The following is a 23,415-nucleotide window of genomic DNA, read 5'->3' on the forward strand; positions in this document are numbered from 1 at the left end:
GGCGGGGGCGACGGCCTGCCGGAGGCCCACCGCCCCCACCTTCTCTAAGGTCAGACCCACGGCTTCCCGCACCCCCGGGTCGCAGAGGCACAAAAACACCAGGACCGCCGCGCCGACCAGACTCACGACCAGATCCGCATTGCGCCGGAGCCACTGCAGCACTCTCATCTTTTCCTCCCTCCTTCGGGCAAAGCCCTACCGCCCTGCCGCCGGGCGAGCTCTCTGTCCCTCCGGACGCGGCACTCCGGGCAGTATAATGCCCTGCCCCTGGAGTAGATCAGAGAAAACGGCCTGCCGCAACAACGGCAGACGAGCGTGACGACTGCGCCGAACTCCAAAACCTTTCACCCCCCGAAAAAAAGGGAAAGCCCCGGCAGGTTTTCGCCCTCCGGGGCTCCCCGGAACGCCGCGGTTCTCATCCCTGCCAGCCGTACTTCTCCCGGAAGAAAAACTCCAGTTCCAGAGCGAAGTGGACCGAGTGCAAGGCGGGTTCGTAGTACTCGCGGGCCATCTTCACCAAACCCTGGCCCGATTCGAGCTTCCCTTCCCGCGCGTCCGGCAGGATGTACCCGATTCTTCGCCCGTCGTGGAAGATGCGGTAGACGGCGCAGTAGTACCAGACCTTTCTGTTCCCGGTGCGCTTCAGGCCGAAGACGAAACCGGGAGAGACCTGGAAGCAGTCGAACCAGGCCAGCTGCTCCGCCTCTTCTCCAGACGGTACGTGGGAAAACTCCTCGCGCAGCAAGAGCTTCAGCTCCTCCAGGCCGATATTCCTCCCGTACAGGTCTTCCAGCCGCTCCCTCTCTCCTGTGCGTGCCACAGGCAACCCCTCCTCTTTCTCCGGGAGAACTCCTCCCGGTAAGTGTTGCACCCCTCGGAAAAAGAGAAGGAGTCACGCGCGTGACCCCTCCTTTCCTCTCAAAAACTCTTCCCGGGTGGTACTCCGCTCTCTTGGCCCCTCGACCCTGACATTCGAAACCTGGGAGGCTCCTGCCCTTGTAGGGCCGGAGGCGCTTCCTCAAAAGGTCTCTTCCAGAAGATAAGGCCCGCCGAAACCGACAGCGGGGAACTCTGCGAAGAAAGAAGGGGCGTGGGCCGTGATCCGCACGCGCCTGTCCCGCAAAGCCAAGACGGCGGCAAGAGTCCCCGGCCGCAAGGGGTCAAGGTGGACGTTTTCGGGAAGGAGCAGCAGAAGGTCGAGCGCGGCGAAGGGCGAAGGAACCCACTTAGGAAGACCCGCGTCTCCCACCGGTCTCAAAAAGGAGAGGAGCTCCGACACCGTTTCAGGTTTGCGCTTGAAAGGGAAGCCGGAAAGAACCTTCTGGGTGCGCTTCGACGGCTCGGTCAGCGGAAAACGATGGGCATCACGCTGGCTGATGAAGGTGTCGGCATCGTACAAAACCCACGCAGCCAGTTTCACCAGCTCCGGGAAACCGAGAAGACGAGACGGCGGTTTCCCTGATCCCGCGCCGTCCCCGAGTGCCCGGCGGATCAGGAGCATCAGCAAATGAGCGAGCTCTTCGTCGCCGCGTACATCGTGGCGAACCGGCGGCAGCGCCGATATCAGGTCTGTGAAACGCATGTGCCGCAACTCAGGGTCTCCTGACACAAGGCTTGAGAAAAGGGAGCGGAGCAACCCGGCAGCGGCTAGGCAGAGAGGGAAGTGGGAAGCAGCGGCACGAAAAACGGTTTCCCGAACGCACTGGTGGACGAGGAACTGCCGCCACACACCGGTGTCGGGTTCAGCGCCAGGCAGGGGAATGTGGCGCAGAAGGCGGTCCACGATCGGCGGCGTCGGCGGGAGCCACCCGACTTCTAGAGCAGACAGTGACGAGTAGGGCATTCCTAGCAGAGCGGCAAAGCGGCGGACCGGCAAATTGAGCGAAAGCCGAATCAACCTGAGCAACCTTCCAAACCTCATCTTAACCCAGTTCCTCCAGCAGCCTTTCTCTGAGCCACTTTCCCTGCGGCCCTCCTTCCTCCACGAACCGCAGCACCCTGTCGAGCAGCCTCTCCGCCTCTTTCTGCCTCCTCTCTTCCTCCGTCTCGGCTCCGGCGGGATCTCTTGACTTTGCTATCGCCAGCTGTAACTGCCGGGTGCTCCACCCGTTCTCGGCCGCCCTTTCCAGCCACCCGGCGGGGTCCGGAGTCAGCGCCGCGACCTTGTGGTGCTCCCAGGTGAGCTCCGGGCAGCGGAGGTGCGGCTCGGGGAAGGCCCTCCAGGTCCTCACCCGGTTCTTGATATAGGAGAGCGACCGCCTCAGGTTGTACGCCAGCCACCGCTTGGAGAAGCCCATGTCCACCAGCACGGCCAGTATTTCTCCCTGGAGCCATTTAGCGTCGTCCTGGGTTTCTTCCAGACTGATGACCGCCTGAAGGACCTCCTCCAGCGAGGGAGGTTCCTTCCCGGTCAGGCCGGGGAAGTCGCCCGTGGGCCACTCCCCCGGGACCGGGAGCCCTATCCTTTCGCAGACCTCCTCCGGGGAGAGCCCCTCCCTCCTCGCCACCACCTGCACCAGCAGGTAGCGGTCTATCCTACCCTCGTGGACGGCCAGGTGGACTTCGGGGGCCAGGCTTATCAGGTTCTCCGGAATGTCGTCTCCGCCCTGAGACCTGGGCTTTATGTGGTGGACGTGGGCGTAGCAGGGCCTTAAAGTGAGCTCGCAGTAGGGCTTCCTGGCCCGCTTTACCGCTCCCGGGTCTTCAACTCTTCCGGGCTTCGGAAGCAAGACTGCCTGCGCCAGAGAAGACCACCCCCGTCAGCCGACCGGCCTCAGTTTCGCCCCTTCCTGCCGCGAAAGGCGCTCCCGGAGCTTCTTGAGAAGCCGCCTGGGGCACACCCCCGCTACCTCGAACAGCCAGCGCTCGTAGCCGTCTTCTTCCACCGCCTTCCTGATGAACCGGAGCGCGTCCTCCCGGACCAGGACCCGCTCCGCTTCGCTCGAAACGTGCCGGGGCTTCAAGACGTCCCACACCGCCTGCGCCACCACCGCCCGCGCGACCCGCCGGTAGCGGTCAAGCTCCGGACTCGCTGCCCAGCTTCCCAGAGACTGCACCCCCTTTTTCCCTCAGCCACTCCTGGACGCCGGGCACCTCCTCCGCCAGGTCCCGTACATCCTGCGCCAGGTAGCCGATGTGCCTCGCGGCCTCGTACTCCCAGGCCGACTTCAGCCCGAGCTCCACCTGCCGGAGCTCAAGCGCCGCGGCCAGAAGGTACTTCCTGGCCCGCTCCAGCTTCTCCAGCCACTCGCTAACCGTCTCCGCCCAGCCCTTCAACACCAGGTCTCCCCTTCCCCAGCACCGACTCCAGGAGCCTGTCGGCCCAGTCATCCTGCTCGGCCTGATCCGGTTTCTCGTCTCCCCAGGAGTCAACTGAGACCTCTCTGGCCGCACCTAACAGCTTCCAGCTCCCGTCCTTCGGGACGAAGAACAGGTGCAGCTTTAGGAACTCCGGGCCCGGGCCCTTTCGCGGCACCTTCACCACCACCGCCTGCGCGCGGTGGGCCGAGGGGCGGAGGGTGTCGGGGTGCAGAAGCGCCGCCTGGTCGGCGACGTAGCAGAGCTCCACCTCCGCGTTTCCCAGGCCCGGCAGGGAGCGCACGAGCTTCTGCGCCTGGTGTTTCTTAAAAGGCGAAGCGCAGTCCACCGATAACCCTCCCTTCAGGAGAAAGCAAAGGTTCTACGACCGGCAGCGGAACTGCCGGTAAAGCCGCGGGTATGAGGACCGGCGCTGCAACCGTTCGGAAGGCAGGAGAAAAGCGCGGAGAAGTTAAAAGCCCGGAACGTCCCCCAGGTCGATTTCTTTGCTGCGCTTTTCCAGGAGGTGGGCGGCCAGCCGGGCCGGCAGCTGGGGCCAGGCCCGCTTCTCCTCCCTGCCCCTCTCGCAGACGCACTTAAAGACGTAGGTGTACCTGTGGTCGTCCTTCTGGAGCTCCAGGAGCAGGAACCCCCTGTCCTCGCAGAGCGGGCACGAGGGAGGGGTCACGCGCGTGACCACCCCGCCCGTCCCCTCCATGAGCTTGAGCCTTTCCCGCGAGACCCTTATGAAAGCGCCGCAGCCCGGGCACCTGGCAAGCCGCTTCGCTCCGTCCACGTGCTCCGGGCCGACCTCCGCACCGCACTCCCGGCAGACCACGCGGTGCAGAAACGCCGCCTCCTCCAGGATATTGCCTATCCTCTCCGTACCGGATCACCCCTCTCCTGGTTCTGCGGGCCGGGCAAGGCGGTCTTTCCTCCGTTCCCGGCGACTTCCCGCGGAAGGTGAGGCCCGCTTCCTCCCGGCAAGGGCGAGAAAGACAGGTCCTGCCGCGCGGCCGCGAGCGCCGCCTTTTCCGCCTGGCTCCTGGCCTTCCTCTCCCAGATCCTGAAGAACTGGCTCCTGATCACGTCGGGCTTGTCGGAAGTGCATATCTCCACCCAGCCGATCTGCCGCACGACCTCGGCCACGTCGGGCGGCAGGCTCTTCACCGCCTCTTCCCACCTGAAGGTGCCGTAGCGCCGCACCGCGTCCCTCACCAGCTCCCACGCCTCTTCCGGCGTCCTGGGCCTGCCCCACTGCAACTCCACCACCGCCTCCAGGACTTCCGCCACCGTGGGGAAGTGCCTGCCGGTGAAGAGGACCTTGAGGAGGGCCTGCTTCGCCAGCTCGTAGGGCACGTCGGAGAGGGCCGATGACCACAGGTAGATGGTGGGCTCCAGGTTCACGCCCCTGAGCTGCGTGGGGAAGTTCGCCGCCGCCAGCAGCACGAGGTCCCTGGCCTCATCCGGCGTCATCACCAGCCACCCCTCGCCTTGATCCTCTCCCAGGCGTCCTCGAGCCCGTACAGCCACCCGCCGGACTTGCGGGACGTGTCCGCTTCTCTCGCCTTCCCGCGTTCCTCCTCGTGCTCCAGCACCTCAAAAAGGGTCCTGAACCCCATGCCCCGCCAGCTCTTCAGGATGCCGTCCACGTACTTGAGGTTGCGCCTGCCCATCAATACGGCCCGGCGCAAGGCCTCCCGCACCAGCTCCGGCGGCATCTCCTTCAGCCACTTCGAGATCTGCTCCGCCTCGAAGGGAGAGAGAGGGCGCCCGAACTCCTGCTCGAACAGCCGGTAAAGCTCGCCGAAGGCCGGGGAGTAAGGCCCTTCGTCTTCCGGGACGGAATGGGTGCTTTCCTTCAGGGAAGAGTTGCCTTCAGGCGGGTGCTTCTGGTATGCTGTAGGCGAGGAGCCGTTTCGCGCAGCTTTTTCCGCTGCGCAATCTTTTTGCCCCGGTACTGGAATTTTTTGCCCGTTTTTCCGCAACTCTTCCCTATTATTACTAACAGGAGGGTAATTTAAATCAGGGGAGAGATTATTTTTATCAGCTGCTGCTACTATTAAATCACTCTCTGCTGTAATCTTTGTAATAGCGGGCGGTGTTTCCGCCGACAAGTCGGAGGTTTTTCCACCCGCTTGCAGGCGGTTTTGCCTCCGACAAGCAGGAGGGAAAACCTCCTCCTTGCAGGAGGTTTTTGTGCAAACTTGCAGGTGGCTTTCGTGCAAACTTGCAGGCGCGGTCTCTTCGGCGGCGACAGAACCCGACAAGTAGGATTCCCAGGCAGTGTTGACTGCTTCCATGTCCACCCGGAAGTAGAGCTTCCTCGGAAGACCGGCGTACTTTTCCTCGATGAAGCCCCTGGCCTTCAAGTTTTTACGGGCTGCTTCCTGCTCCCAGCGGGAAAGCCCCGTCTCCTCCTCTATCTCCTCCCGTGTCTTGTAAATCCAGCCGTCCGAGTCTTTCTGCTTTCCGGTCCAGTATATGAGGTAGCACAGGAACAGCGTTTCCTTGACCCCGCCGGTAATCTTGGTGAGCTTGGGATAGTAAGCGGCCGGCTGGCCCACATCCCTGAGAAAGTCTGTCAGCCTCACCCTCATTCACCTCCTTTTGCTTTTTCCCAGGCAGCGTTAAGTGCATCGAGGTTGACGCGATAGAGAAGCCTGGCCGGGCAGCCCTCCCGCTTTTCTTCCAGAAAGCCGAGCTCCTTTAAAGAGCGCCGGGCGGATTCCTGCTCCCTGCGAGAAAGCCCGGTCTCTTCCGCGATTTCTTCCTGGGTCTTGTGTACCCAGCCTTCCGGGTCTGCTTCCCTGTCGGTCCAGTAAAGGAGCTGACAAAGAAACAGGGTTTCTTTTACTCCGCCGGTAATTCGGGTCAACCCCGGATAGTAACCGACCGGTGGACCTACTTCCCTGAGGAAGTCTGTCAGCCTCACTTTCTTCCTCCTCCCTTCCGAGAACCTTCTAGAGCAGGCAACAAAACCAACCCCACAAAAAGTGAAAGCCCTGCTTTAAAATGCAGGGCCTTTGCTTTCGGTCCGGTGTCCCAAAACCTACCGCCTTGCTACTTCCGAAAGAAGGCGCAGGAAGGCTTCGGGAATGAAGCGGACGTGGACCGTGGGGACGCCGTTGAACTTGAACACCTTCTTCTCGACAATGCCTTTCTGCTCCAGGAGAGCCACCGCGCGGTCGAACTGCTTCGGGGTTATTCTGCATTCTTCCCACCACTCCTCGCGGCCCTTCACGAGCCAGAGCTCCCCGTCTCTTCCCGGCTTAAGTTCCTTGCTTTCACCTGAAAGATACCGGTCTATTATCCGGCTCAGCAGGATGCCGGCTACCAGGTCGCCGGTGACATCAATACAGACCTTCCTCACCCTGATCAGATCACCGTCCGCTTCCTTCCAACGGGAAAAGCTCTCAAGGTCCTGGAATGCACAGCTCATTTTCTTCCCCCTTTCGGTGATATCCCGAAAGAAAGCCTTCCCAAAAAGCTCCTCAGCACTGCAGTACAATATTGGGGAAAGCTTAAAAGAAGGAGCGGAGTGTATGGTCTTAATCCCCCTTGGAACTAACGGCTTTTTCCCGTCGCGCGGCAGGCACACGGCCTGTTACCTGCTCATGCCCACCCCGGAAACGGCCGTCCTGCTGGACGCCGGAACCGGCATGGCGAGACTGCTGGAGCCGGAGATCAGGAAAAGGCTCGAACCGGTGAGAGAGCTGCACATCGTCTTGACCCACTACCACCTGGACCACACCTGCGGGCTCTTCTACCTGACCGGCGTCTGGTCCCGGCGGAAGGTGGTGGTCCACGCCCCCGGGCCGCCGCTGGTGGACGCAGAGCCGGTAAGGGCGCTGGAGAAGCTTCTGAGTCCACCCCTCTATCCCATGCGCCTGTGGGATTTGCCCCTGGAAGTTTCGGAGGTCATTGACCCGGAAAAGGAGATCGCCGGGCTCAGGTTCCGCTTTCGGCGTCAGAAGCACCCGGGCGGCTCCGTGGGAATGAGGGTAGAAGACGTCCTGGCGTACATTACCGACACGGTGGCCGACCCGGCAACGGCGGACTTCGTTAAAGGGGTCAGGTTCCTCATGCACGAGACCTGGCTCACCGACGGGGAGGCGGAGGAGAGCGTGGAGGCGGACGGAGTTCCGGCAAGGGAGAAGCACGCCTTCGCCGGGGCCGTGGCGGAGATAGCCGCGGGGGCCGGGGTGGGCCGCGTCGCCCCCGTGCACCACGCCCCCTGGCGGTCGAACGAAGAAATCCTCATGCTCGCCGGGAGCATGGAGGAAAGGTCCGGTGTAGAAGTCGTGGTGCTCGAGGAGGGGAAAGAGTACGAACTACTCCTCCAGGAAGGAAAGGAACAGGGATAGGAGGATCAGAGCCGAGAGGATTCCGCAAAAGGAAAGCAAGCCGGACACCTCGCCACATGGACTACCGAAAAGACAAGGCCCGGGCAGATTCGTTTTGCACCGGGCCTCTAGCAAAATCTGAGACAAAAGCCGGTTATACTCTGGAACCTGGTAGTGCGCCCAGCTCCTTCAGCTTTTCGTAAGCCCTCTCCACTTCGTCTCTAGAGAACTTGGGCTTCTTGGTCCACCAGGCCGTTGCTATGATATCCTCACGGTCATGCCGGTTTCCAAATACCCACTGATCCCTTGCAATCAGGTGGACAGTGGCAAGCAGCTCCAGATACTGGGGAGAAAACTCCCCGTACTTACTGACGACTGCCTCTGCTACGGCCAGGTCTTCAGGGGACAGGTATTCGAATTTTTCTTCTCCAACGGAGAGTGGAAAAATCTCTGTTTCCCTGTCAAAGCCGGTTGCTCGTATTTCGATCTTTTCAAAAAAGCGGAGGTCGGCCAGTACATCTTCCATCTCGGGGCTGTAGGGTCCATACTTGTGAAGGTGGAAAGAGAAGCTGATCGGAGCCCCTTCTGCCTGAGCAAAATAGGCCAGCTTCTGAAGGGCTTTTTTGCCCGGTAAAGGCCTCTTCCATGTCTCGTAATACTTTTTGATGAGCGCAAAGATAAACTCCGCATTTCGGGTCATATTCTCCCTCCTTTCTGCCAGCCGTTTAAAAAGCCCTCAAGGATTTCCTTGGCCTTTTTCACGTCTTCTTCGTGGCAGTACAGTCGACACATTCTCACCTCGTAGTCCAGCCTCTGTATGACCAGGGACCGTTCCTGCAAAAGGTCCGGTTTTTTGCTCCTGTCCCTGCCAAGCACATGAATCCAGCTCCCTTCCGTTTTCTCTTCCGGTTTCATGTAGCGAGCCGGTTTCAGTTTTGTCAGGTAGTTCTCCTTGCCCTCGTCCAGGTAGACCTCCCTCACGCCCTTTTCTTTCAGAAGGTTCCCAAGCACTCTAAAGAGTTCAACCTGCTCCTTTTTCGCATCGATGGAGGTTTGCTTGATGAGCTTGAGGTGCCGCCGAGAGAAAAGCCTCTCCGCCCACCGGTTGGTCAACCGATCTTCACTGATACGGGATTCGATCTTTGCGTCGAACTCCTCCAGGAATTTCCCTAAGTCTGCCGGCCACGTGCCACCGGGAAGAGTCGTTCTGAGGTACTCGGAGAGGATATAGTCGTAAGCCCTGCGCACGGGATGGAAGTACACCTGGAGGTACATGTAATACCTGGCCAAGAGCAGGCCCTCGACGGCAAAGAGCCCGTCTTCCTCTACAGCCAGCTCGGCGCGGTCCTCGCTCACGTAAGCAGTGAGACAGTCCAGCACCCGGTCTATATCAAACGCACCATATGCGACTCCGCAAAAGTACGCATCGCGGAGAAGATAGTCCATCCTGTCTGCGTCTATCTCTCCGGAGATTAACTGGACGAGTAGCGGCGAAGGATCTATGAATCCCTCGCGTTGGAACTCAGCGGGCACCTGAGGGTGTTTTTCTATCAGCTTGCATACTCGCTCGGCTGTAATGCCGTCCGCACCGAAGTGCTCTTCGATGAGGACTTTGAGGTCGGAAGCAAGAATCAGGGCGGCGGTATAGTCCTCGTGTGTCGCAGGCCGATTTTCCTGGCTTTTAAGTCCTCCACCTAGGTACTTGACGGGAGGCAGTAAATCTTCTGCGGCGTGAGAAAAAGGAGGATGTCCTATATCATGGAGGAGAGCGGCAAGGCGCAGGAGTTGCCGAAAATGTCTTTTCTCTTCTTCTTTCCAACCAAAATTCTTGTTCTTCTCGCAAATCCTATCGAAAGCTCTAGTTGCTACCTCCATTGCCCCCAGAGAATGCCCGAATCTGGTGTGTTCCGCCCCATGAAAAACATAATACCCTAACCCTAGCTGCTTGATTCGCCTTAAGCGCTGAAAGACGGGATGGTCGATGATCTTTCTCTCCGCCGTTGAAACTCTGATAAAACCGTGGATGGGGTCGCGGAAAGTATGCTCTTTTGACTTCTCATCTGTCTCCTGCGTGGTTTCCTTAGGAAAGTCTTCCATCTCCCGATCCCTGCGTCGCGCTGAGAACATTACATCCAGGAGTTTTCGATCCGAGCTTTGCGAATTCCTTTTTGAAGATTTAAAAAAGGGGGGCTCCGCGCCCCCTACTTGCTTCCTCCCTGCTTCGCATCCCAGGTCTGGGCGCTTCTCCCCTGCCCCCAGACCTCCCCTCCTCCGGCGGCCTCCAGGGCCACCTCGTAGGCTTCCAGGTCGCTTATCCTCCGCCCGCTGCCCGGCTCCGGCGGAGGGAGGACGGCCACCGGCCTCTGCTGCCTCCTGGACTCCGGCGCTGCTTCGTGAGGGTGTCCAGGGCCTCCAGCGCTTCCTCCGGGTCCATCCTGAGCTCCCGCGCCAGGGCCTCCACGCCCTTCCTCCCGCCGCGCGCCCTGGCCGTCTCCAGGACCAGCTGGCGCTCCCGCCAGTTGCCCGCCGCCACATAGTTGTTGACCAGCCCTTCGAGCTCTTCCCTGTCCATCCGGCCCTGCTGCGCCCGCAGCAGCTTCTCCCGCTCCAGGAAGAGGCAGTACTTGAAGTACTCCCTGTACCTCTCATACTTGCCCTTGAACTCCGGCGGGTGGTAGTAGTCGTTGATGTTTTTCCGCACCCCCGCCCGCCTGACGATGCTCCGGGCCACCCTCCTTATCCAGTTCCTGAGCAGCTTGTTTTCCGGCACCTCGATCTCCCGGAGAGCGTTCCCGTTCAGGGTCGCGCTGAACTTCATCCTCCTACCTCCCTGTTTCCGGAGTTCGGGAGCGGCGGGGGCACGAGGGCCGGTATCCGCTTCCGCCGCCGCCTCTTCGCGTCGCGCACCTTGCGGTAGCTCTCCGCCGCCTGCCACATCAGCTTCCCGTCCACGCCGAGCCTTTCTGCCAGGGCGAGGATCGCCCTCTTGCCGCCGCGCCCCCGCACGGCCATCATGACCTGGTACCGCTCCTGGTCGCCGGAGGCCGCCAGGTAGCGCCTGGCGAATGCACCGATGTTCAGGCCAGAGTTGTCAGCCATGCTCACGCCCTCCTCAAGCCAGCTCCGGACGCCAGGTCGTTTATCGACACGCAGAAGCGAAAGCCTACAGGGGAACGCAGGACGATGAGCCTTTCCGTTACGCCTGCGACGGTTCCGCCCGGGGGATAGAGAAGGGAGTCCTTGGCCTGGCTCTTCCAGTTGACGGCGACCTTGCTGCCGGGAGGAAAGGAAGAAAGGGTTTCACGCAGGCGGGTCAAGGACTGAACGGGAAACAAACCTATCAGCCCCTCTCAGGAGGTTCTGGGCCGCTCTCCGCCGTACCCTTTTAAAGGGGCACGCTCCCGGTCCACCGCGGGAAGGTGGCGGCCCTACGGACCGGATAATCCCCGGGCGGGAAGACCACGCCCGGGGAATTGGTTGCTTATGACCTCAGAGCACGCGCCCTCGGCGGGCTCCTCGGGCACGTGGCCCGGCATGGCACTGCCACCCCTTGCTCCCGGCTCCCCTGCGGGCCGGAGCCAGGGACAGAGGACGGGCAAGGCGGGGCCGGTCGATTCCGGCCTTGCCGGGGCTTTCACCTGCTCGCTTGTATCCGCCTTTCCCTGCGCCCCTGTGAACCCGTATGGACGCGGGTGAAGCTGGGCACGCTCGGCTTTCTTTCCGCCTATCCTTGCCCACGCAGGCTTGATCCGGCTCACCGCGCCGGCCGGGCACCCTGCCTCACCGGCTTCAGCGGCCTCCTCGGAAGGTACGCCGCACGGCCGGGTGCGCAGCCGCCGGGAGGTTTAACCGCACTCCCTTCGGTCTACCCCGTCATGATCCGCCGCCCTGTGCCCCGCGTTCTTCCCCCGCCTCTCCGGGCCGCGCCCCAGAGCCCTGGACGGTCCGGGAGGAGAGGGCTCACGCGGCAGGACGAACGGTCCGACTGTCAGGTGCGGGGTTTAAAGGTCGCCCCGCGCGGCAGTCACTGGCCCCGCGCCTTCGCCCCTTATTGGGCTCCGGCCGGGAGCCTGGTTGGCTAGTTGATTGAGAAGGACCAGTAATCGAACCGCCTCAAAATTAATTGTAGCAGATCTTCAGGTGGAAATCAAGTCTTTTTGCTGGGTATGCTAATTTAGCAGTCTAAAAGCTGGATGACAAGCCTGCTACCGGTGGATTACTTCTTGCCAGACTTTTCTGCGGGATAAGAAGTCAAATCAGGTAGGTGCGGAGAAATTAAAGGTAGCCAAGCAGTCCTTACACTCTAATCTTCAGGAAGGAGCTTAAGACCATGCCACGAAAGGGCACTGACGATCTGGGTTTAAGGATAAAATTCGCCAGACTAAGGAAAGGGCTAACTCAAGCAGAGTTAGCACAAAAACTTAATGTGCACCCTGAAACGCTTGGAAAGTATGAAAGAGGTACCAACCGCCCGGATGCAGAAACGCTTCGCAAGCTTGCCGATATACTCGAAGTGTCCACCGATTTCCTCGTGGGAAGAACAAACGATCCTTCTCCTGTCCCTTCCAGCCTCGACGCTGACGTGGAAACTTACCTGGAGAAGATCGTGAAGGGCGAAATCCCCATCCACTTCGACGGCGCCGAGCGGCTCACCCCGGAAGTCCTGGAAGACCTGAGAACGATACTGAAGGCAGCTCTTACCTACATCCGCGCCCACAAGCCTAAAGAGGAGGAAAAAGCAGTCGAAGAGAAAGAAGAAATAGAAAGGCCGGGAAAGGGAGGATAAAAAGGTGCTGGCCGAGCGGATGCGGACCTTCACGGAGGGAGTCATCTCCCTTTACGGGCTTGTCCACCCCGAAGAGCTTGCCGAGCACCTGGGGCTCACCGTGGTGGAAGTGCAAGACCCTTTAAAAGCGGTCCGGGGAGCTTTCATTTGCAAGAAGGGCCTGAAGCTGGTCTGCGTGGACGCAAGCCTTCCCACCCTGCACCGCCATGCTGCAGTCCTGCACGAGTGCGGCCACTACCTCCTGCACCCGGGCGAAAACAGGTTTTTCATAGAAAACAGGGCTTTTCTGCTTTCCGGGCGCAAAGAACTGGAAGCCACCCTCTTCGCGTTTTTCTACCTGGTGGAGTGGAACCGGGAACTCCTGGAGCAGCTGGAGCACAACCTTTGCAGGTTCGCGAAGGCGCACGGGCTGCCGACGAGAGTGGCAGAAGTAGCGGCCGCCGCCTTGTGTAAACCCGAAGCTGTAGCCTACCTATGAGGGATTGAAACAGTGGGAAAGGCTGATGGTGTGTTAGTTTGGGAAAGACCAAAAGGAAGTGGATTAAAATGGTCAGGAGAGGGATTAAAAAAAAACGGAGGGATTTCGGGTGGACAAAGAGTTGATCTTCCTGGTCGAAGAGGCGCCGGAGGGCGGCTACGTGGCGCGTGCCCTGGGCCACTCTGTCTTCACTGAAGCGGAAGACCTGGAGGAGCTGAGAGCCAACGTTCGTGACGCGGTACGCTGCCACTTTGAAAGCGAAGAGCTACCGCGGGTAACTTTCAGTCTACCACTTTTCTAACCTTAGATCTTCCACTTCCGCAAAGTGATCATCGCGGCTAACCAAAACAAGATCATGTTGCCGTGCGATGGCCGCAATCCAGATGTCGTTCTCGGGGATAGGCCGCCCTTTCGCCCGCAACTGGTTTTTGATCACACCGTATTCGCGTGCCGTTCCGACATTGCAAGTTAACACGGCAACGCCGCCTACAAACTCTTCGATTTGCGCCAGATTCTTTTCAGTTTGACCGGATTTGAGGGCACCGTAGTACAATTCTCCCAGAACGATAGCAGGTATGAATACCTTTTCCGCTTTTGCCAAGTTCCTCTGAACGGCGGCATCGCCTCTGAACAAAGCAATAACAATGTTCGTGTCTAGCAAAAACTTACCACTCACTCAAGTCCACCCGCTCACAGCCTTCTTCGATGGCCCGTTCCATTAACTCGGCTTCTTCCGGCGTCAGGATGCCGGCGAAGCGGAGCAGCTTCTCGCCGGGCGTGCCCTCAGAAACAGAAGAAGCCAGCGCCCGGGCAAAATCGAGCACTTCCCGCTGCAACTCGGGCGGAAGACGATCGAGTTCCCGCAAGATTTCCTCCCTGATCGGATTCGCACTCACTTTGATCACCCGCCGTTTTTGTTTCCGTCTTCAGTATATCGCGAGTATATCGCGGCCCGGTTCCCTCAACAACACGCAGTTCTATTCCCGGTTCCATCCCCGGACCAGGAGAAGTCCTATGCCCAGCCCTATCCAGGTGCCCGCAAAAGCGACCACCCAGGCAATAAGGGGGCACAAAGGCCAGCGCGGCTCCAGGCCGGCGAACCAGGCCAGCATGGGCAGAACCATGCCGCCGAACGTGGGAGCCACAAGGAGGGTCGGGCTCTTTCTCTTCTCCGCCTCTGCTTCGGCTACCATGCCGGCGGGAAAGCCCGCCGTGAAAAGGTACGCCGTGACGCCCAGCATCAGGGCCAGCGCTTCCCTCTGGCTGAACCGGTCGAGGAACTCCCGGAAGTTGGGGCTTCCGAGGAGCAGGATCAGGCTGCCAGCGTAGCAGCCGAAACCGGCCATCAAGCCGGAAAACAGCCCACTTGTCATTCCCAAGTCTCCGTCCTTTCTTTATCCGCACACTTTCTGGCCGCTCTCGCTGCCAGCTCCGGTGCTAGTTCGATTTCCTCCGGCTCAAGCTGATCCCAGTAGTCGGCCACACTGTGGGTGTCCCAGAACTCGGCCATCTCCTGCACGCTTTTGAACTCCGGCAAGTTTTCTTTTCTTCTCAATCCGGTCACCCCCGTTAACGAGAAAAGCCCGGCTCCATACAGCCGGGCTTTCCGGTTCTAGAGCAGTTTTGCCACAAGAAAAGTCGCGATGACCGCCAGAAAACCGAGCACCACCGTCACTTCGAGCACGGTGAAGCTCCTGCGTCCGCCCCTGATCTCATCCCGCAGCTCGGCTCGGAGTTCCGCAATTTCTTGCTTCGTTGCCTGCAGTCCGGCGCGGAGACCCGCAGCTTCTTCCTTTACTCCGTGCAGTCCGGTTCGGAGTTCCGTGATTTCTTCCCTCACTCCACGCAGCTCGGCACGGAGTTCCGCGATTTCTCCTTTCACTCCACGCAGTTCGGCACGGAGTCCTGCAATTTCTTCCTTCACTCCGCCGATTTCCCGATGCAGAATTTCTATTTCTCGTTGAAAGCCCTTTTCCAAAGAGTCGAGCTTCCAAACAAGCATATCCCAGGGACTGACGGCGGAGAACTCTTGCTTCTTTACTTCCTCACCCACAGGCATCACCGCCTTTCACCTCCATTGTATCAGGCCCCCCCGCGCTTTAAAAGCCGCAGGAGCCAGGCGAGGAGTTTCGCCACAACCCCCGGACGGCCCTTGATCTCCACGGTTTCGGTGATCGTTACCGTCCGCGTGATCCGGACCGTCAGGAAGGTCTCTTCCGAAACCTCGCCGAGGGCTACGCAGGCGTCGTCTATGCCCTTGCCCAGTTCCGGCGGCCAGGTAGCCTTCTTTAGCTCCAGCCCCGCGTCCCGGAGGACGGCGGCCAGGCCCTCCACCGCCCTCGCCACCCCCTCGTTGGTGGCCTGGTCGATGTCAAACGCCAGGATCACCTCCCGGGGACGCAGGGTTTTCACGACCTCCACTGCGTCCCGCCAGACGGAGACGCCGGGGGCGGCCACGAACCTCACTCCCAGGTACTCCGCCGCGATGTCGGCCTTCAGCGGCCCTTCTGTGACCCACAGCCGACGTCGGGGGAAGTTCTGGGATGTCGGCGTGGCGACGTGGGCCACGGTCCTGGCCCCAACACCGAAAGGCTTTCCCGCGCTGGAAAACCAGATGTACTTGCCGCCGTTCCTTGGCTCGTCCAGACGGACCTGCAGCCCCTGGATCTTGCCGTTCACGTCCCGCACCGGGATCAGGAAGCCCCGGCAGGTAGAGAAAGTCCAGGAACTGGCGTCCCGGTAGAAGCCGGGAATGCCCGCTAGGTCGTGGTTCTTAGCTAACTTGCCGGCTACCTGCCGGGCCTCCTGGGGAGAAGGCAGGCTGCGGTACATGTTGTGCTTTATGGCCGCGTCGGACAGCCCCCGCTGCCTGAGATTCTCCCTGTGGCAACGGGAAAGCTCAAGGTTCTCAAGAAGCTCCTGGTAGACCGCGTTTAACACTTCTAAAGGTGCAACTTCCGGCTCTGTCGCTTGCTTTTCTTTCTGGGGCCTGGAAGCCGGTGCGGGAGCGGGAGTCCAGCCGTAGCGGTAGTCTGCCACGAGCTTCCTGGCGGCCTCCGGAAGGCTTAACTTCTCCAGCTTGGCCACCAGGTCTATGACGTCGCCGTACTCTCCGCAGCCGAAGCACTTCCACTTCCACCTTCCACGCCCGTCCCGGTAGACGGTGAAAGAAGGAGTCTTCTCATGGTGCAGGGGGCAGAGACCAAACAGGTTCTTGCCCACCTGCTTAAGTTCTACGCTGTATGCCCTGGCAACTTCCGGCAGCGGCACTTCCCGGGCAAGTTCAAAAATGTCAATCTCGGACTTTAGTTTCGCCATCCGTTCACCCCCGTGCGTGGTTTTTGTAGTGGGGCTGGGGTCTGCCTAAAGGCCCCGGCCCGGGAATAGCCTCCAGATCCTGAACTTTGTAAACCACGCACAAGGGCTCATTCTTCCGGCGGACCAGCCGGGCGTCTATGCCCCTGGCCCGCAGCTCCTCCGCTCTCTTTCTGGCCCAGGCGTTCTCCCAGGCCCAGGGGTTCTCCTGTCTCCTGGGCTTCCGGTAGTAGCAGCGCAACTCCTGGGGAACACCAAGGATCTCACGGACCAGCATACCTCCTCCTTTCCCCGCAGGCACTCCCGGGCCGGGGCGGCCCAGAAAGTGGTCCTGCGGCCGCCCCTCTTTTCCCCCGGGGGCACGGGGAAGTTTCTGCTGTTCCCGCGCTTGGACGCGGGCAGATGCTCTTTTCCCTGCCGGATGAGCAGGGCAAAAGTGGGTTCCGAAAATAAGAAAGCCCGGTGTCCATGAAGACACCGGGCAGGTCTGGAAGCCTAAGAAAGCAGGCTGTCCAGGTCCATTTCGTCTTCCGCAACCTGGAGTTCCATCTCTTCTACCTTGATCCAGTTACCCTTCCGTAGCCCCGCCACCCTGTAGGTGACTTCGGGGACCGCGTGCTCTACTATGCTTCCCAGTAGATTGACTTTCTCTCCGTCGCGCGTGGCCGCCTTGGCCGTCCAGCCCTTCTCCGTCTGGGAGGGAGCGGAGAGTATCACCACTTCACCTTCCCAGGGCTGGGCTTCAGGCCGGGCTTCCTTCTCTCCAGCAGGTGCAGTCTTATCCTGAGAAGGTTTTTCCTCAACCCTGGCTCCGTTCACAGCAGCCCTGGCTTCCTCGACCTCCTGGGCGCTGGCGGGGCCGGTGCCGATGAGCCCGATGCCCGCCTGGGCGATGGCCCGGCCCAGGGCAGAGGTCTTGGCTACTTCCAGCGGGTTGGTGCCGGAAGCACCGCTTCCGCCCCAGTAGATGCGGGACTCGCCCTCCAGGGTGCCGAAAATCTCCGACTTGATCGTGACGATCAGCGGCACGTCTTCCGGAGGCCTTTTCCCCGTCTTCAGCATGTAGCGGGCAAGTTCCCGCACATTGCTCTTTACGTGAAACTTCTTCCCCGCTTCACGGTGCAGGTCCGCAAACCACTGCAGCCGCCCTTCCACCGTGAAGTAAGGCACCTGGACCTTTAAATAAGTCTTGCCTCCGCGCGTGTAGACCCCCAGCTTCCTGAGTTCATCGTCCAGCTTTGCCTCGAAGCCCGCTACGACCTCGGACTGATCCAACAGGGTGATGAAAGCATGATACTGCTGGGGTATCCGCCTGTAAGCCTCGCGCACTACTTCCTCTCTCTTTTGCAAGATTCCCTTCACTTTCGTCTTTAAGTCCATCGCAACTCCCTCCTTAAGCAGTTTTAAAGACAGGAGGGCAAAAAGAAAGAAAACCTGCCCTCCTGGAACGTGCCTCCTACCAGGGAAGATCCCCGGTGGTGCCGCAGTCCAGGCAGACGGCGAGATCCCCGTCCGGGCCGCGGACCTCGGGCCTCAGGCCGCCGCAGTTCCTGCACTCCCCAACGGCCACGCGAACCTCGACTTCGCAGTCGCAGTCCAGGGGAGCGTACTCCTCTCGGCCTGCCCGACCTCCAGGGTGCATTCCGGCAGGCGGCGCACCAGGTCGAAGGTCTCCCTGGCCGGGAGCCAGAGCTCCCCTTCTCCCTCCAGGCGGGCCCGGAGGCCCGCCACCACCTGCGCGTCCAGGTCGGTGGCGGTGACCACGGGACTTTCGCCTTCCTGGAACCTCCCGCGCACCAGCACCCCGCCGAGCTGCGATATGGTGGGTTTAGAGGGCACGCACCGCAGGCAGACGCTCAACGCCCTCTCCAGGTCCCCCTTCTCCACCACCAAGCGCAGTCCCGTCTTGACGGCTTCCATGCTTTACCACTCCTCCCTTCGAGTTTTTTCCCGCGCATTCCCGCGCGGGCAGATGTGTTATCTCCCTGCCATGTTCAGCAGGGCAGCAAAGTTTTGGCTCCAAAAAAATAGAAGGCCCGGCGTCCGGAAAGACACCGGGCCAGCGAGGAAGCTTAAAACGGTATGTCGTCCAGATCCAGGTCTCCCGCCATTACGATGTCTTCATCTTTCAGTTCTTCAGGCTCCTTTCCCGGCTCCGCTTCTCCTTCGGCCTTCCGCCCGGTGGGCAGGAACCTCACCCGGCTCACCACGACCTTGAGAGAACGACGGCGGTTGCCATCTTTATCCTCCCAGGTCTCGATGTGCAGGCTCCCCACCACGGCCACCGGGTCTCCCTTCCTGCAGTACTTGTAGACGTTCTCCGCCTGCTCCCGCCACACCTCGATGTCGATGAAGTCTACTTTCTTCTCTTCCCCGTTGCGCTTCGGCCGTTCGACCGCCAGCGTGAAGTGGCACACGGACACGTCCCCGGCCTTGCGCAGCTCCGGGTTCTGCGTTAACCGTCCGATCAGGATGACGACGTTCAGCATGGAATACCCTCCTCCTTTTGTCCCGCCGGACACGGCGGGAAGATTTTTTACTCCCTGCTTTCGCAGGGCAAATCTTTCGGCCTTTCGGCCCCCCGGAAATAGAAAGGCCGGGCAGAGTCTTTCCGCCCGGCCATTTTGCTTTCCTACTTCGCCGCCGCTTCATCGGCCACCCCGGTCTCGGCCCTGACCCCGAAGGGGTGAGCCGTGTCCTTCCTCCCGTCCGGCAGGTAGAGCTCCAGCCTCGTCAGGGCGAAGAGCTTTCCTTCCAGGGCCAGGCGGTAAAGCCCGAAGCCCTGAAAGACCCGCCACGGGAGCCGGTTTACCACGAAGACCGCAGGCACTTTCCTCTCCTTCAGGTCTTCTTCTACAGCTGGCAGCAGGGTCTCCGTCCCGAAGGACACGGGCACGAGGTAGACGCAGTACTCCTTCCCGTCCCTGCCCGGGTAGCCCAGCTCCCAGGCGGGGAAGGGGAAGAGGCCGGGCGGCACGGGCCGGAGGTTTGCTTGCCGAAGGGCGAGCTTCGCCAGCACGAAAAACTGCGCCGCCGCCAGGCTTTCCGCCGCGTGCTCCGGGACCTGTTTTGCGAAGCAGGCGGTGAACTCCTGCCCACCTGCTTCCACCTTGCAGGTCCCCAGAACGCCGCAGCGGATAAGCTTAAGCACGCCCTTCTTCCCCTTCTTCGCCCTCGGCCACGCCTTTGCCAGGGTGTCGAACAGGGCCAGGCCGGTGGCTTCTAAAACTTCTTCCACCAGCGCCTCCCTGGGAGTCTTCTCCGCCATGTCGGCGAAGCTGTGTTTGGCCGGTGTGACATCTCTCACTTCAACCGTGCGGTCCAGAAACATCCGGGTATCAGTCCCCCCTTTTTTAACTAGAGCCGCCGGGAAGTCCCCTTCCTGAAGGAAGGGGATGAAAGGCGGCTATTCCCACACCACTATCCCTTCGTTGCGTATCACGCGCCGGCACAAATCCGGACGAACGTAAGGCTTCCCCACGATCTCCTTAAGCTGGGGAGAATACAGATACTCCTTCGATGTCACGCTGGTAACTACAAACCGCTTGCCGGTCGGAACGTGGACCCAAACATCGCCCCCAACGGATGGCGTGTCCCTCCTGAACGGGTTGAGTACCTTAGTCCCCGGATACACCTTGAGGTTCCTCTGCCACTCCCGGGGGAGCGGCGATATGTCAGCAAAAGAGGCCTCCTTCTGGTCCGTCTTCTTTCTCCTGTTCCTCGCCACGATTACTCCGTTTATCTTGTAGAGCCTGTCCCTCTGAGCGTGTACCCGCGCCCTGCTGTGCCTCCTGAACTTCACCAGCGTGAAACACCGCTCCCAAGAAGTGCGGAGCTCCGCGCTGCCGCAGAACGCGGCCGCCGCCGCAAGCGCGTCCTCAGCGTGACCCTTCTCCAAGCCCAGCTCCCTCCTCTTGAGGACTGCATCCGGCGCGGGTACAAAATTGATCCATGGTACCTCCCGCAGCACACCGACGACCGCGTTCATCGTCCCAAGCTCCCGCCACTGCTTGACGCCCCCGACCGGGAGGTAGACCCTGCCGGCGTGCACGTCTTCGTGGCAACCTTTGCAGAGGCATACCTTGTTTTCCCTGACCTCTGTGCCGCCTCTCTTCCGCGGCACGAGGTGGTGCCGGTGAAGGCCTTCCCGGGAACCGCACAAGACGCACTTTCTCTCGCTCTCAGGAACGCGGGGCGATTTCTGATAGTCGGCACCGTACACCTTGCCCCACGTCATGGCCCTGACGTCAAACACGTTGTCCTCCATAACAAACTGCACCTGGTGCGCCGGAAAAGGGAAAAACCTGAGCAGCTTCCGATAAAGGTTCAGGTGCGTTTCCACGCCGTGCCTGAGGGTGGCGTTGCTCCTGTCTCTCGACCTGACATCCCTGGGCACCTTGTACTTGGTCAGTACCCTGCCCTTGCGGGCGGAAAGACGCCTCTTCTTGTAGCGCGCAATGTACCTCCTGAACCTGCGGTGTGCCCTCCTCTCGCCCATCAGTCCCTTGATCTCCGGGATGCGCGTATGGAGCACGCCGCGGCAGTACACGATTAGCTCCCTGCCCCTCGGCTCGCAGACGGCGAAGCCGATGTAGCGGTAGCCGGGGTCAAGGGCTACAACAAGCTTCCTCCCTACCGTACGCGAATAGTCGAATTCCCTATCGAGAAAAATGACCACCGGCGGCTTGCCGGATGCACCACCGCCTACAATCCTTGCTTTACCGCGCTTCCTCAGCTTGCGGATCATGTCATACCTTCTGGTCGGATGGCCAGGTCTGCCGTTTTTATCAACAGTGAACACCATCTCTGAAACCTCCCCTTGTGAGGAGCCCTGTGATCCGGGCACCAAACGGCGGTGGGTCTCCCTGAGGCATACCGTCGCACCACGCGTGAGGCCCCGGGATTGCACCGGTGTCTCCCGGGACTGGGAGTGTCGTCCCGGAACGTCAGGTTCCGCGAACGGTACACCCGCGTTCAACTACCTCCCTGAGAGGGAAACTCACAGGCAGTACGCCCCTGCCTGCAAGCCACGTCCTTCAGGACGTGGTAGTTGACTTCCACTCCGGGCCAAGTGCCTCTCGAAGGCTTTGCAGGTCGGACTTCGACACCAGGAAGAACGCAGTGCCCGAACCGCGCACGGCTGGGTACCACCGAGCTACGGCTCCCGGCGGCAGGAGGCTCTTAACGCGCAGGAGATCGCCCCTCCTGGGCACGAAAACCTTCCGGGGAGAAAGCGCCTCCGGCCAGCAGGCCAGAACGTCCCGGGAAAGAAGGTCCACAAAAACATACAGCACTCGCCTGGCGTCCTGGTTCCACATCCTCGCCGCGTCCCAAGCATCGAACTCTACTGCAAAGTTGGGGCTTCTCCCTCCCTCGCTCTTGACCCCAAGCAGAAGCGTTCCCTTTCCCGGCTTCACCGCCACCCTGTCAGGCCGGTAGCGGAGCATCTTGCTGGTGCCGTTGTGGAGACCCCGCAGGACCCGCTGAAGTTCCGGCAACTGCTCTATGCCGTACGGAAAGACCAGGAAGCCCAGCTCCCGGAAGGCAGACTCCACCAGCCCCAGTGCGTCCTCGTCGTGTTGCCTGCTCCGTTCGTTGAAGCCCAAGCTCAATCCCCCGCCTTCCGGTACACCAGGAGGTCCCGGTGGAGCTTCAGGAGAAACCTGGACTTCCTGGCCTGCGCCACGTCGAACCCCGTGACCTGCTGCGTGGTGTAGGGAACGATGACCCTGTTGACGTACTCAAAACCCACATCCTCAAGCAGCCGGGCAAAGACCAGCGCGTGGTCGTGGACCCTGCCCGCCTCCTGCGTGGGTCCCACAATCACGGCCAGGTGACCGCCCGGCCTCAAACTGCGCTTCGCGTGCTCGAAAACAACTCTCATCGAACGATAGAAGCCTTCCAGGTCCATGTCCGCCAGGTTGTTCTCTCCCCTGTACTCTCCCCGCTTCTGCTTCCAGTAGGGTGGGTCTATGAAGACCAGCGCCGCACTACCGGGCTCCACCGGCCAGGGCCGGGTGGCATCATGCTTCACCACATCCTCCCGGACGGGGTGGACGTCCCACGCCACACAGCGCCGCTTCATCGCCCGGCAGACGTCAATAACGACCCCGCCCCCAGCCATCGGGTCGATCACCAGGTCTCCCTGCTCCGACCAGTAGTAGAGCACGTTGAAGACAATCCCCGCCGGTATGTTGCCGGGATGCTTCTGCCCGAAGCGTTCGTCTCTGCCGTTGAACCGCCACACGGTGAAAACCTCGGGTTCGTAGCCGAACTCCTGCATCAACTCCAGGTCCGTCCTCTGCCTGGCCTTGAGCACCGCATCAGCCCGCTCCAGAGCCTTCTCCGGCCTGTCGTCGTAAACCCCTTTTTTCACTGCGTCCAGGAGCTCGACCAGCTCCTTCTCGCAGCTTTCCTGTCCCTCCAGGACTTCCTTTATCCTGGTAGAAAGCTCGTGGCGCTTCTTCAACCGCGCACACTCAGACGCCACGTCTTTCTCCTTCCACTTTTCGGGGGCTTCGGCGATCTTTTTAACAACGGCAAGTTTTAACTCGTCAGCGGGCAGGGAGCAGATGTGGCGGAACCAGCGGACGGACCACAGGTCATCCAGGTTTTTCCTGTGACCGCGGTCACAGTCCTCTGTGACCGTACTGTTCCCCTGGACTGTGACCGAACTGCGAATTACGGTCACAACCTCTCCCGGCAAGCTAGCAATAGCCAGATACCGGCTGACGTTCGACCGCTCCCACCCCAGCCTTTCAGCTACCCTTTCCTGCGTGCCCAGCTCCTCGTAAAGCCGCTTCACCAGAAATGCTCTGTCGAGGAAGTCCCACGGCTGCACGTTTTCATCGTTCTCCTGGGTCCTGAGCGCCAGCTTTACCGGGTCCTCCTCCGGCGGGAACTCTACCACGGGAAGCCGGTCCAGACCCAGCTCCCTGGCCGCCTGCAACCGGTGGCAACCATTCACTACCAGGTAGCCGCTCCCGTTTTTTTGCACCACCAGTGGACAGGCGGGATCGTAGCCGTTTTTCTTGATGCTTTCCTTCAGCACCTCCACCCGGAACCCGATCACAGGCCGCAGGCTGAGAGGGAAAAGTTCTTCCAAACGGACCTCTTTGCTCTCCAAAACTCTCAAACCTCCCTTGCAAGACTTGACCTCCAAAAAAAGAAGCCCCGGTTTTTTTTGAAACCGG

36 protein-coding genes are annotated in these 23,415 nt (G+C 60.6%); 4 read left to right on the forward strand and 32 right to left on the reverse strand.

What is annotated here, in order from left to right; translation table 11 throughout:
* Window positions 1-164: 164 nt before the first annotated feature.
* From DXX99_RS11435 to DXX99_RS11440, 12 genes are all read right to left on the reverse strand, one after another.
* Window positions 165-338 carry a hypothetical protein gene (locus DXX99_RS11435; RefSeq protein ID WP_165847686.1) on the reverse strand — a complete coding sequence of 58 codons (174 nt, stop codon included), beginning with the start codon at window positions 336-338 and terminating at the stop codon, window positions 165-167.
* 77 nt (window positions 339-415) lie between these two features.
* The gene (locus tag DXX99_RS03375) at window positions 416-820 is read right to left on the reverse strand and encodes a hypothetical protein (RefSeq protein ID WP_115792109.1); all 405 of its coding nucleotides are present in this window, start codon (window positions 818-820) and stop codon (window positions 416-418) included.
* A gap of 198 nt (window positions 821-1,018) precedes the next feature.
* A complete protein-coding gene (locus tag DXX99_RS03380; RefSeq protein WP_338065867.1) occupies window positions 1,019-1,921 on the reverse strand; it encodes a helix-turn-helix domain-containing protein in 903 nt (300 codons plus the stop codon).
* A 1-nt stretch (window position 1,922) separates the two neighbouring features.
* Window positions 1,923-2,729, reverse strand: coding sequence for an HNH endonuclease (locus tag DXX99_RS03385; protein ID WP_165847687.1), 807 nt, complete (start codon window positions 2,727-2,729; stop codon window positions 1,923-1,925).
* A gap of 30 nt (window positions 2,730-2,759) precedes the next feature.
* Window positions 2,760-3,056, reverse strand: a complete 297-nt coding sequence (locus DXX99_RS03390) for a hypothetical protein (RefSeq protein ID WP_115792112.1) — start codon at window positions 3,054-3,056, stop codon at window positions 2,760-2,762.
* Window positions 3,016-3,276, reverse strand: a complete 261-nt coding sequence (locus DXX99_RS03395; protein WP_115792113.1) for a hypothetical protein — start codon at window positions 3,274-3,276, stop codon at window positions 3,016-3,018. The genes DXX99_RS03390 and DXX99_RS03395 overlap by 41 nt, the downstream gene beginning before the upstream one ends.
* A complete protein-coding gene (locus DXX99_RS03400) occupies window positions 3,251-3,646 on the reverse strand; it encodes a hypothetical protein (RefSeq protein WP_115792114.1) in 396 nt (131 codons plus the stop codon). Before DXX99_RS03400 ends, DXX99_RS03395 begins: the two co-directional genes overlap by 26 nt.
* A 123-nt stretch (window positions 3,647-3,769) precedes the next feature.
* The gene (locus tag DXX99_RS03405; protein ID WP_115792115.1) at window positions 3,770-4,135 is read right to left on the reverse strand and encodes a zinc ribbon-containing protein; all 366 of its coding nucleotides are present in this window, start codon (window positions 4,133-4,135) and stop codon (window positions 3,770-3,772) included.
* A gap of 35 nt (window positions 4,136-4,170) precedes the next feature.
* Complete coding sequence (locus DXX99_RS03410; protein ID WP_115792116.1) at window positions 4,171-4,773, reverse strand: hypothetical protein; 603 nt, start codon at window positions 4,771-4,773, stop codon at window positions 4,171-4,173.
* Window positions 4,773-5,891: a DnaD domain-containing protein gene (locus DXX99_RS03415; RefSeq protein WP_165847688.1), complete on the reverse strand. Its 1,119-nt coding sequence runs from the start codon at window positions 5,889-5,891 to the stop codon at window positions 4,773-4,775. The genes DXX99_RS03410 and DXX99_RS03415 overlap by 1 nt, the downstream gene beginning before the upstream one ends.
* 2 nt (window positions 5,892-5,893) lie before the next feature.
* Window positions 5,894-6,232 carry a helix-turn-helix domain-containing protein gene (locus tag DXX99_RS03420; protein ID WP_115792118.1) on the reverse strand — a complete coding sequence of 113 codons (339 nt, stop codon included), beginning with the start codon at window positions 6,230-6,232 and terminating at the stop codon, window positions 5,894-5,896.
* A gap of 117 nt (window positions 6,233-6,349) precedes the next feature.
* Window positions 6,350-6,739, reverse strand: a complete 390-nt coding sequence (locus tag DXX99_RS11440; RefSeq protein ID WP_165847689.1) for a hypothetical protein — start codon at window positions 6,737-6,739, stop codon at window positions 6,350-6,352.
* Window positions 6,740-6,842: 103 nt separating this feature from the next.
* Here DXX99_RS11440 and DXX99_RS11445 point away from each other — a divergent pair, with 103 nt between their 5' ends.
* Window positions 6,843-7,664: an MBL fold metallo-hydrolase gene (locus DXX99_RS11445; protein WP_165847690.1), complete on the forward strand. Its 822-nt coding sequence runs from the start codon at window positions 6,843-6,845 to the stop codon at window positions 7,662-7,664.
* A gap of 133 nt (window positions 7,665-7,797) precedes the next feature.
* Here the strand turns inward: DXX99_RS11445 and DXX99_RS03430 are convergent, their stop codons facing one another.
* The 6 genes from DXX99_RS03430 to DXX99_RS03445 all read right to left on the reverse strand — a co-directional run bounded on the left by DXX99_RS03430 (window position 7,798) and on the right by DXX99_RS03445 (window position 10,978).
* A complete protein-coding gene (locus DXX99_RS03430; RefSeq protein ID WP_115792120.1) occupies window positions 7,798-8,343 on the reverse strand; it encodes a type II toxin-antitoxin system antitoxin SocA domain-containing protein in 546 nt (181 codons plus the stop codon).
* Window positions 8,340-9,740, reverse strand: a complete 1,401-nt coding sequence (locus DXX99_RS03435; RefSeq protein WP_165847691.1) for an HD domain-containing protein — start codon at window positions 9,738-9,740, stop codon at window positions 8,340-8,342. The genes DXX99_RS03430 and DXX99_RS03435 overlap by 4 nt, the downstream gene beginning before the upstream one ends.
* Before the next feature lie 104 nt (window positions 9,741-9,844).
* Window positions 9,845-10,000, reverse strand: coding sequence for a hypothetical protein (locus DXX99_RS11450; protein WP_165847692.1), 156 nt, complete (start codon window positions 9,998-10,000; stop codon window positions 9,845-9,847).
* Window positions 9,955-10,461 (reverse strand): hypothetical protein, encoded by a 507-nt coding sequence (locus DXX99_RS11455; RefSeq protein WP_165847693.1) that lies wholly within the window; start codon window positions 10,459-10,461, stop codon window positions 9,955-9,957. Before DXX99_RS11455 ends, DXX99_RS11450 begins: the two co-directional genes overlap by 46 nt.
* Window positions 10,458-10,742 (reverse strand): hypothetical protein, encoded by a 285-nt coding sequence (locus DXX99_RS03440; RefSeq protein WP_115792122.1) that lies wholly within the window; start codon window positions 10,740-10,742, stop codon window positions 10,458-10,460. Before DXX99_RS03440 ends, DXX99_RS11455 begins: the two co-directional genes overlap by 4 nt.
* Window positions 10,743-10,744: 2 nt before the next feature.
* Entirely contained in the window at window positions 10,745-10,978 is a 234-nt protein-coding gene (locus tag DXX99_RS03445; protein WP_115792123.1) for a hypothetical protein, read from the reverse strand.
* A gap of 995 nt (window positions 10,979-11,973) precedes the next feature.
* On the opposite strand from DXX99_RS03445, the gene DXX99_RS03450 reads away from it, so the two are divergent.
* The 3 genes from DXX99_RS03450 (at window position 11,974) to DXX99_RS03460 (ending at window position 13,208) form a co-directional block, all read left to right on the forward strand.
* Complete coding sequence (locus DXX99_RS03450) at window positions 11,974-12,429, forward strand: helix-turn-helix domain-containing protein (RefSeq protein ID WP_115792124.1); 456 nt, start codon at window positions 11,974-11,976, stop codon at window positions 12,427-12,429.
* Between the two features lie 4 nt (window positions 12,430-12,433).
* Window positions 12,434-12,907, forward strand: coding sequence for an ImmA/IrrE family metallo-endopeptidase (locus tag DXX99_RS03455; RefSeq protein WP_115792125.1), 474 nt, complete (start codon window positions 12,434-12,436; stop codon window positions 12,905-12,907).
* Between the two features lie 109 nt (window positions 12,908-13,016).
* Window positions 13,017-13,208 carry a type II toxin-antitoxin system HicB family antitoxin gene (locus tag DXX99_RS03460; protein ID WP_115792126.1) on the forward strand — a complete coding sequence of 64 codons (192 nt, stop codon included), beginning with the start codon at window positions 13,017-13,019 and terminating at the stop codon, window positions 13,206-13,208.
* Here the strand turns inward: DXX99_RS03460 and DXX99_RS03465 are convergent.
* The 14 genes from DXX99_RS03465 to DXX99_RS03530 form a co-directional block, all read right to left on the reverse strand.
* Complete coding sequence (locus DXX99_RS03465; RefSeq protein ID WP_115792127.1) at window positions 13,194-13,583, reverse strand: type II toxin-antitoxin system VapC family toxin; 390 nt, start codon at window positions 13,581-13,583, stop codon at window positions 13,194-13,196. The genes DXX99_RS03460 and DXX99_RS03465 overlap by 15 nt on opposite strands.
* Complete coding sequence (locus DXX99_RS03470) at window positions 13,573-13,803, reverse strand: DUF2281 domain-containing protein (RefSeq protein WP_240610801.1); 231 nt, start codon at window positions 13,801-13,803, stop codon at window positions 13,573-13,575. The genes DXX99_RS03465 and DXX99_RS03470 overlap by 11 nt, the downstream gene beginning before the upstream one ends.
* Window positions 13,804-13,884: 81 nt before the next feature.
* Window positions 13,885-14,280 carry an adenine nucleotide alpha hydrolase family protein gene (locus tag DXX99_RS03475; RefSeq protein WP_115792129.1) on the reverse strand — a complete coding sequence of 132 codons (396 nt, stop codon included), beginning with the start codon at window positions 14,278-14,280 and terminating at the stop codon, window positions 13,885-13,887.
* On the reverse strand, window positions 14,277-14,462 hold the full coding sequence (locus DXX99_RS03480) for a CopG family antitoxin (RefSeq protein WP_115792130.1): 186 nt from the start codon (window positions 14,460-14,462) through the stop codon (window positions 14,277-14,279). The genes DXX99_RS03475 and DXX99_RS03480 overlap by 4 nt, the downstream gene beginning before the upstream one ends.
* A 57-nt stretch (window positions 14,463-14,519) precedes the next feature.
* The gene (locus DXX99_RS03485) at window positions 14,520-14,966 is read right to left on the reverse strand and encodes a coiled-coil domain-containing protein (protein ID WP_115792131.1); all 447 of its coding nucleotides are present in this window, start codon (window positions 14,964-14,966) and stop codon (window positions 14,520-14,522) included.
* Window positions 14,967-14,989: 23 nt separating this feature from the next.
* Window positions 14,990-16,225, reverse strand: a complete 1,236-nt coding sequence (locus DXX99_RS03490; RefSeq protein WP_115792132.1) for a CHC2 zinc finger domain-containing protein — start codon at window positions 16,223-16,225, stop codon at window positions 14,990-14,992.
* 4 nt (window positions 16,226-16,229) lie between these two features.
* Complete coding sequence (locus tag DXX99_RS03495) at window positions 16,230-16,499, reverse strand: hypothetical protein (RefSeq protein ID WP_115792133.1); 270 nt, start codon at window positions 16,497-16,499, stop codon at window positions 16,230-16,232.
* Window positions 16,500-16,717: 218 nt separating this feature from the next.
* Window positions 16,718-17,602 (reverse strand): hypothetical protein, encoded by an 885-nt coding sequence (locus DXX99_RS03500; RefSeq protein ID WP_115792134.1) that lies wholly within the window; start codon window positions 17,600-17,602, stop codon window positions 16,718-16,720.
* Window positions 17,603-17,755: 153 nt separating this feature from the next.
* Window positions 17,756-18,142, reverse strand: coding sequence for a hypothetical protein (locus DXX99_RS03505; RefSeq protein WP_115792135.1), 387 nt, complete (start codon window positions 18,140-18,142; stop codon window positions 17,756-17,758).
* Window positions 18,143-18,294: 152 nt separating this feature from the next.
* Entirely contained in the window at window positions 18,295-18,711 is a 417-nt protein-coding gene (locus DXX99_RS03510; RefSeq protein WP_115792136.1) for a single-stranded DNA-binding protein, read from the reverse strand.
* Window positions 18,712-18,854: 143 nt separating this feature from the next.
* Window positions 18,855-19,553, reverse strand: coding sequence for a hypothetical protein (locus tag DXX99_RS03515; protein ID WP_115792137.1), 699 nt, complete (start codon window positions 19,551-19,553; stop codon window positions 18,855-18,857).
* 75 nt (window positions 19,554-19,628) lie between these two features.
* Window positions 19,629-21,026 carry an RRXRR domain-containing protein gene (locus DXX99_RS03520; protein WP_115792138.1) on the reverse strand — a complete coding sequence of 466 codons (1,398 nt, stop codon included), beginning with the start codon at window positions 21,024-21,026 and terminating at the stop codon, window positions 19,629-19,631.
* A gap of 232 nt (window positions 21,027-21,258) precedes the next feature.
* Window positions 21,259-21,828 carry a hypothetical protein gene (locus DXX99_RS03525; protein WP_134642946.1) on the reverse strand — a complete coding sequence of 190 codons (570 nt, stop codon included), beginning with the start codon at window positions 21,826-21,828 and terminating at the stop codon, window positions 21,259-21,261.
* Window positions 21,829-21,830: 2 nt separating this feature from the next.
* Complete coding sequence (locus DXX99_RS03530) at window positions 21,831-23,348, reverse strand: ParB/RepB/Spo0J family partition protein (protein ID WP_165847694.1); 1,518 nt, start codon at window positions 23,346-23,348, stop codon at window positions 21,831-21,833.
* Between the last annotated feature and the right edge of the window lie 67 nt (window positions 23,349-23,415).

This window comes from Ammonifex thiophilus (assembly GCF_003368535.1).
GTDB classification, from domain to species: domain Bacteria; phylum Bacillota; class Desulfotomaculia; order Desulfotomaculales; family Ammonificaceae; genus Ammonifex; species Ammonifex thiophilus.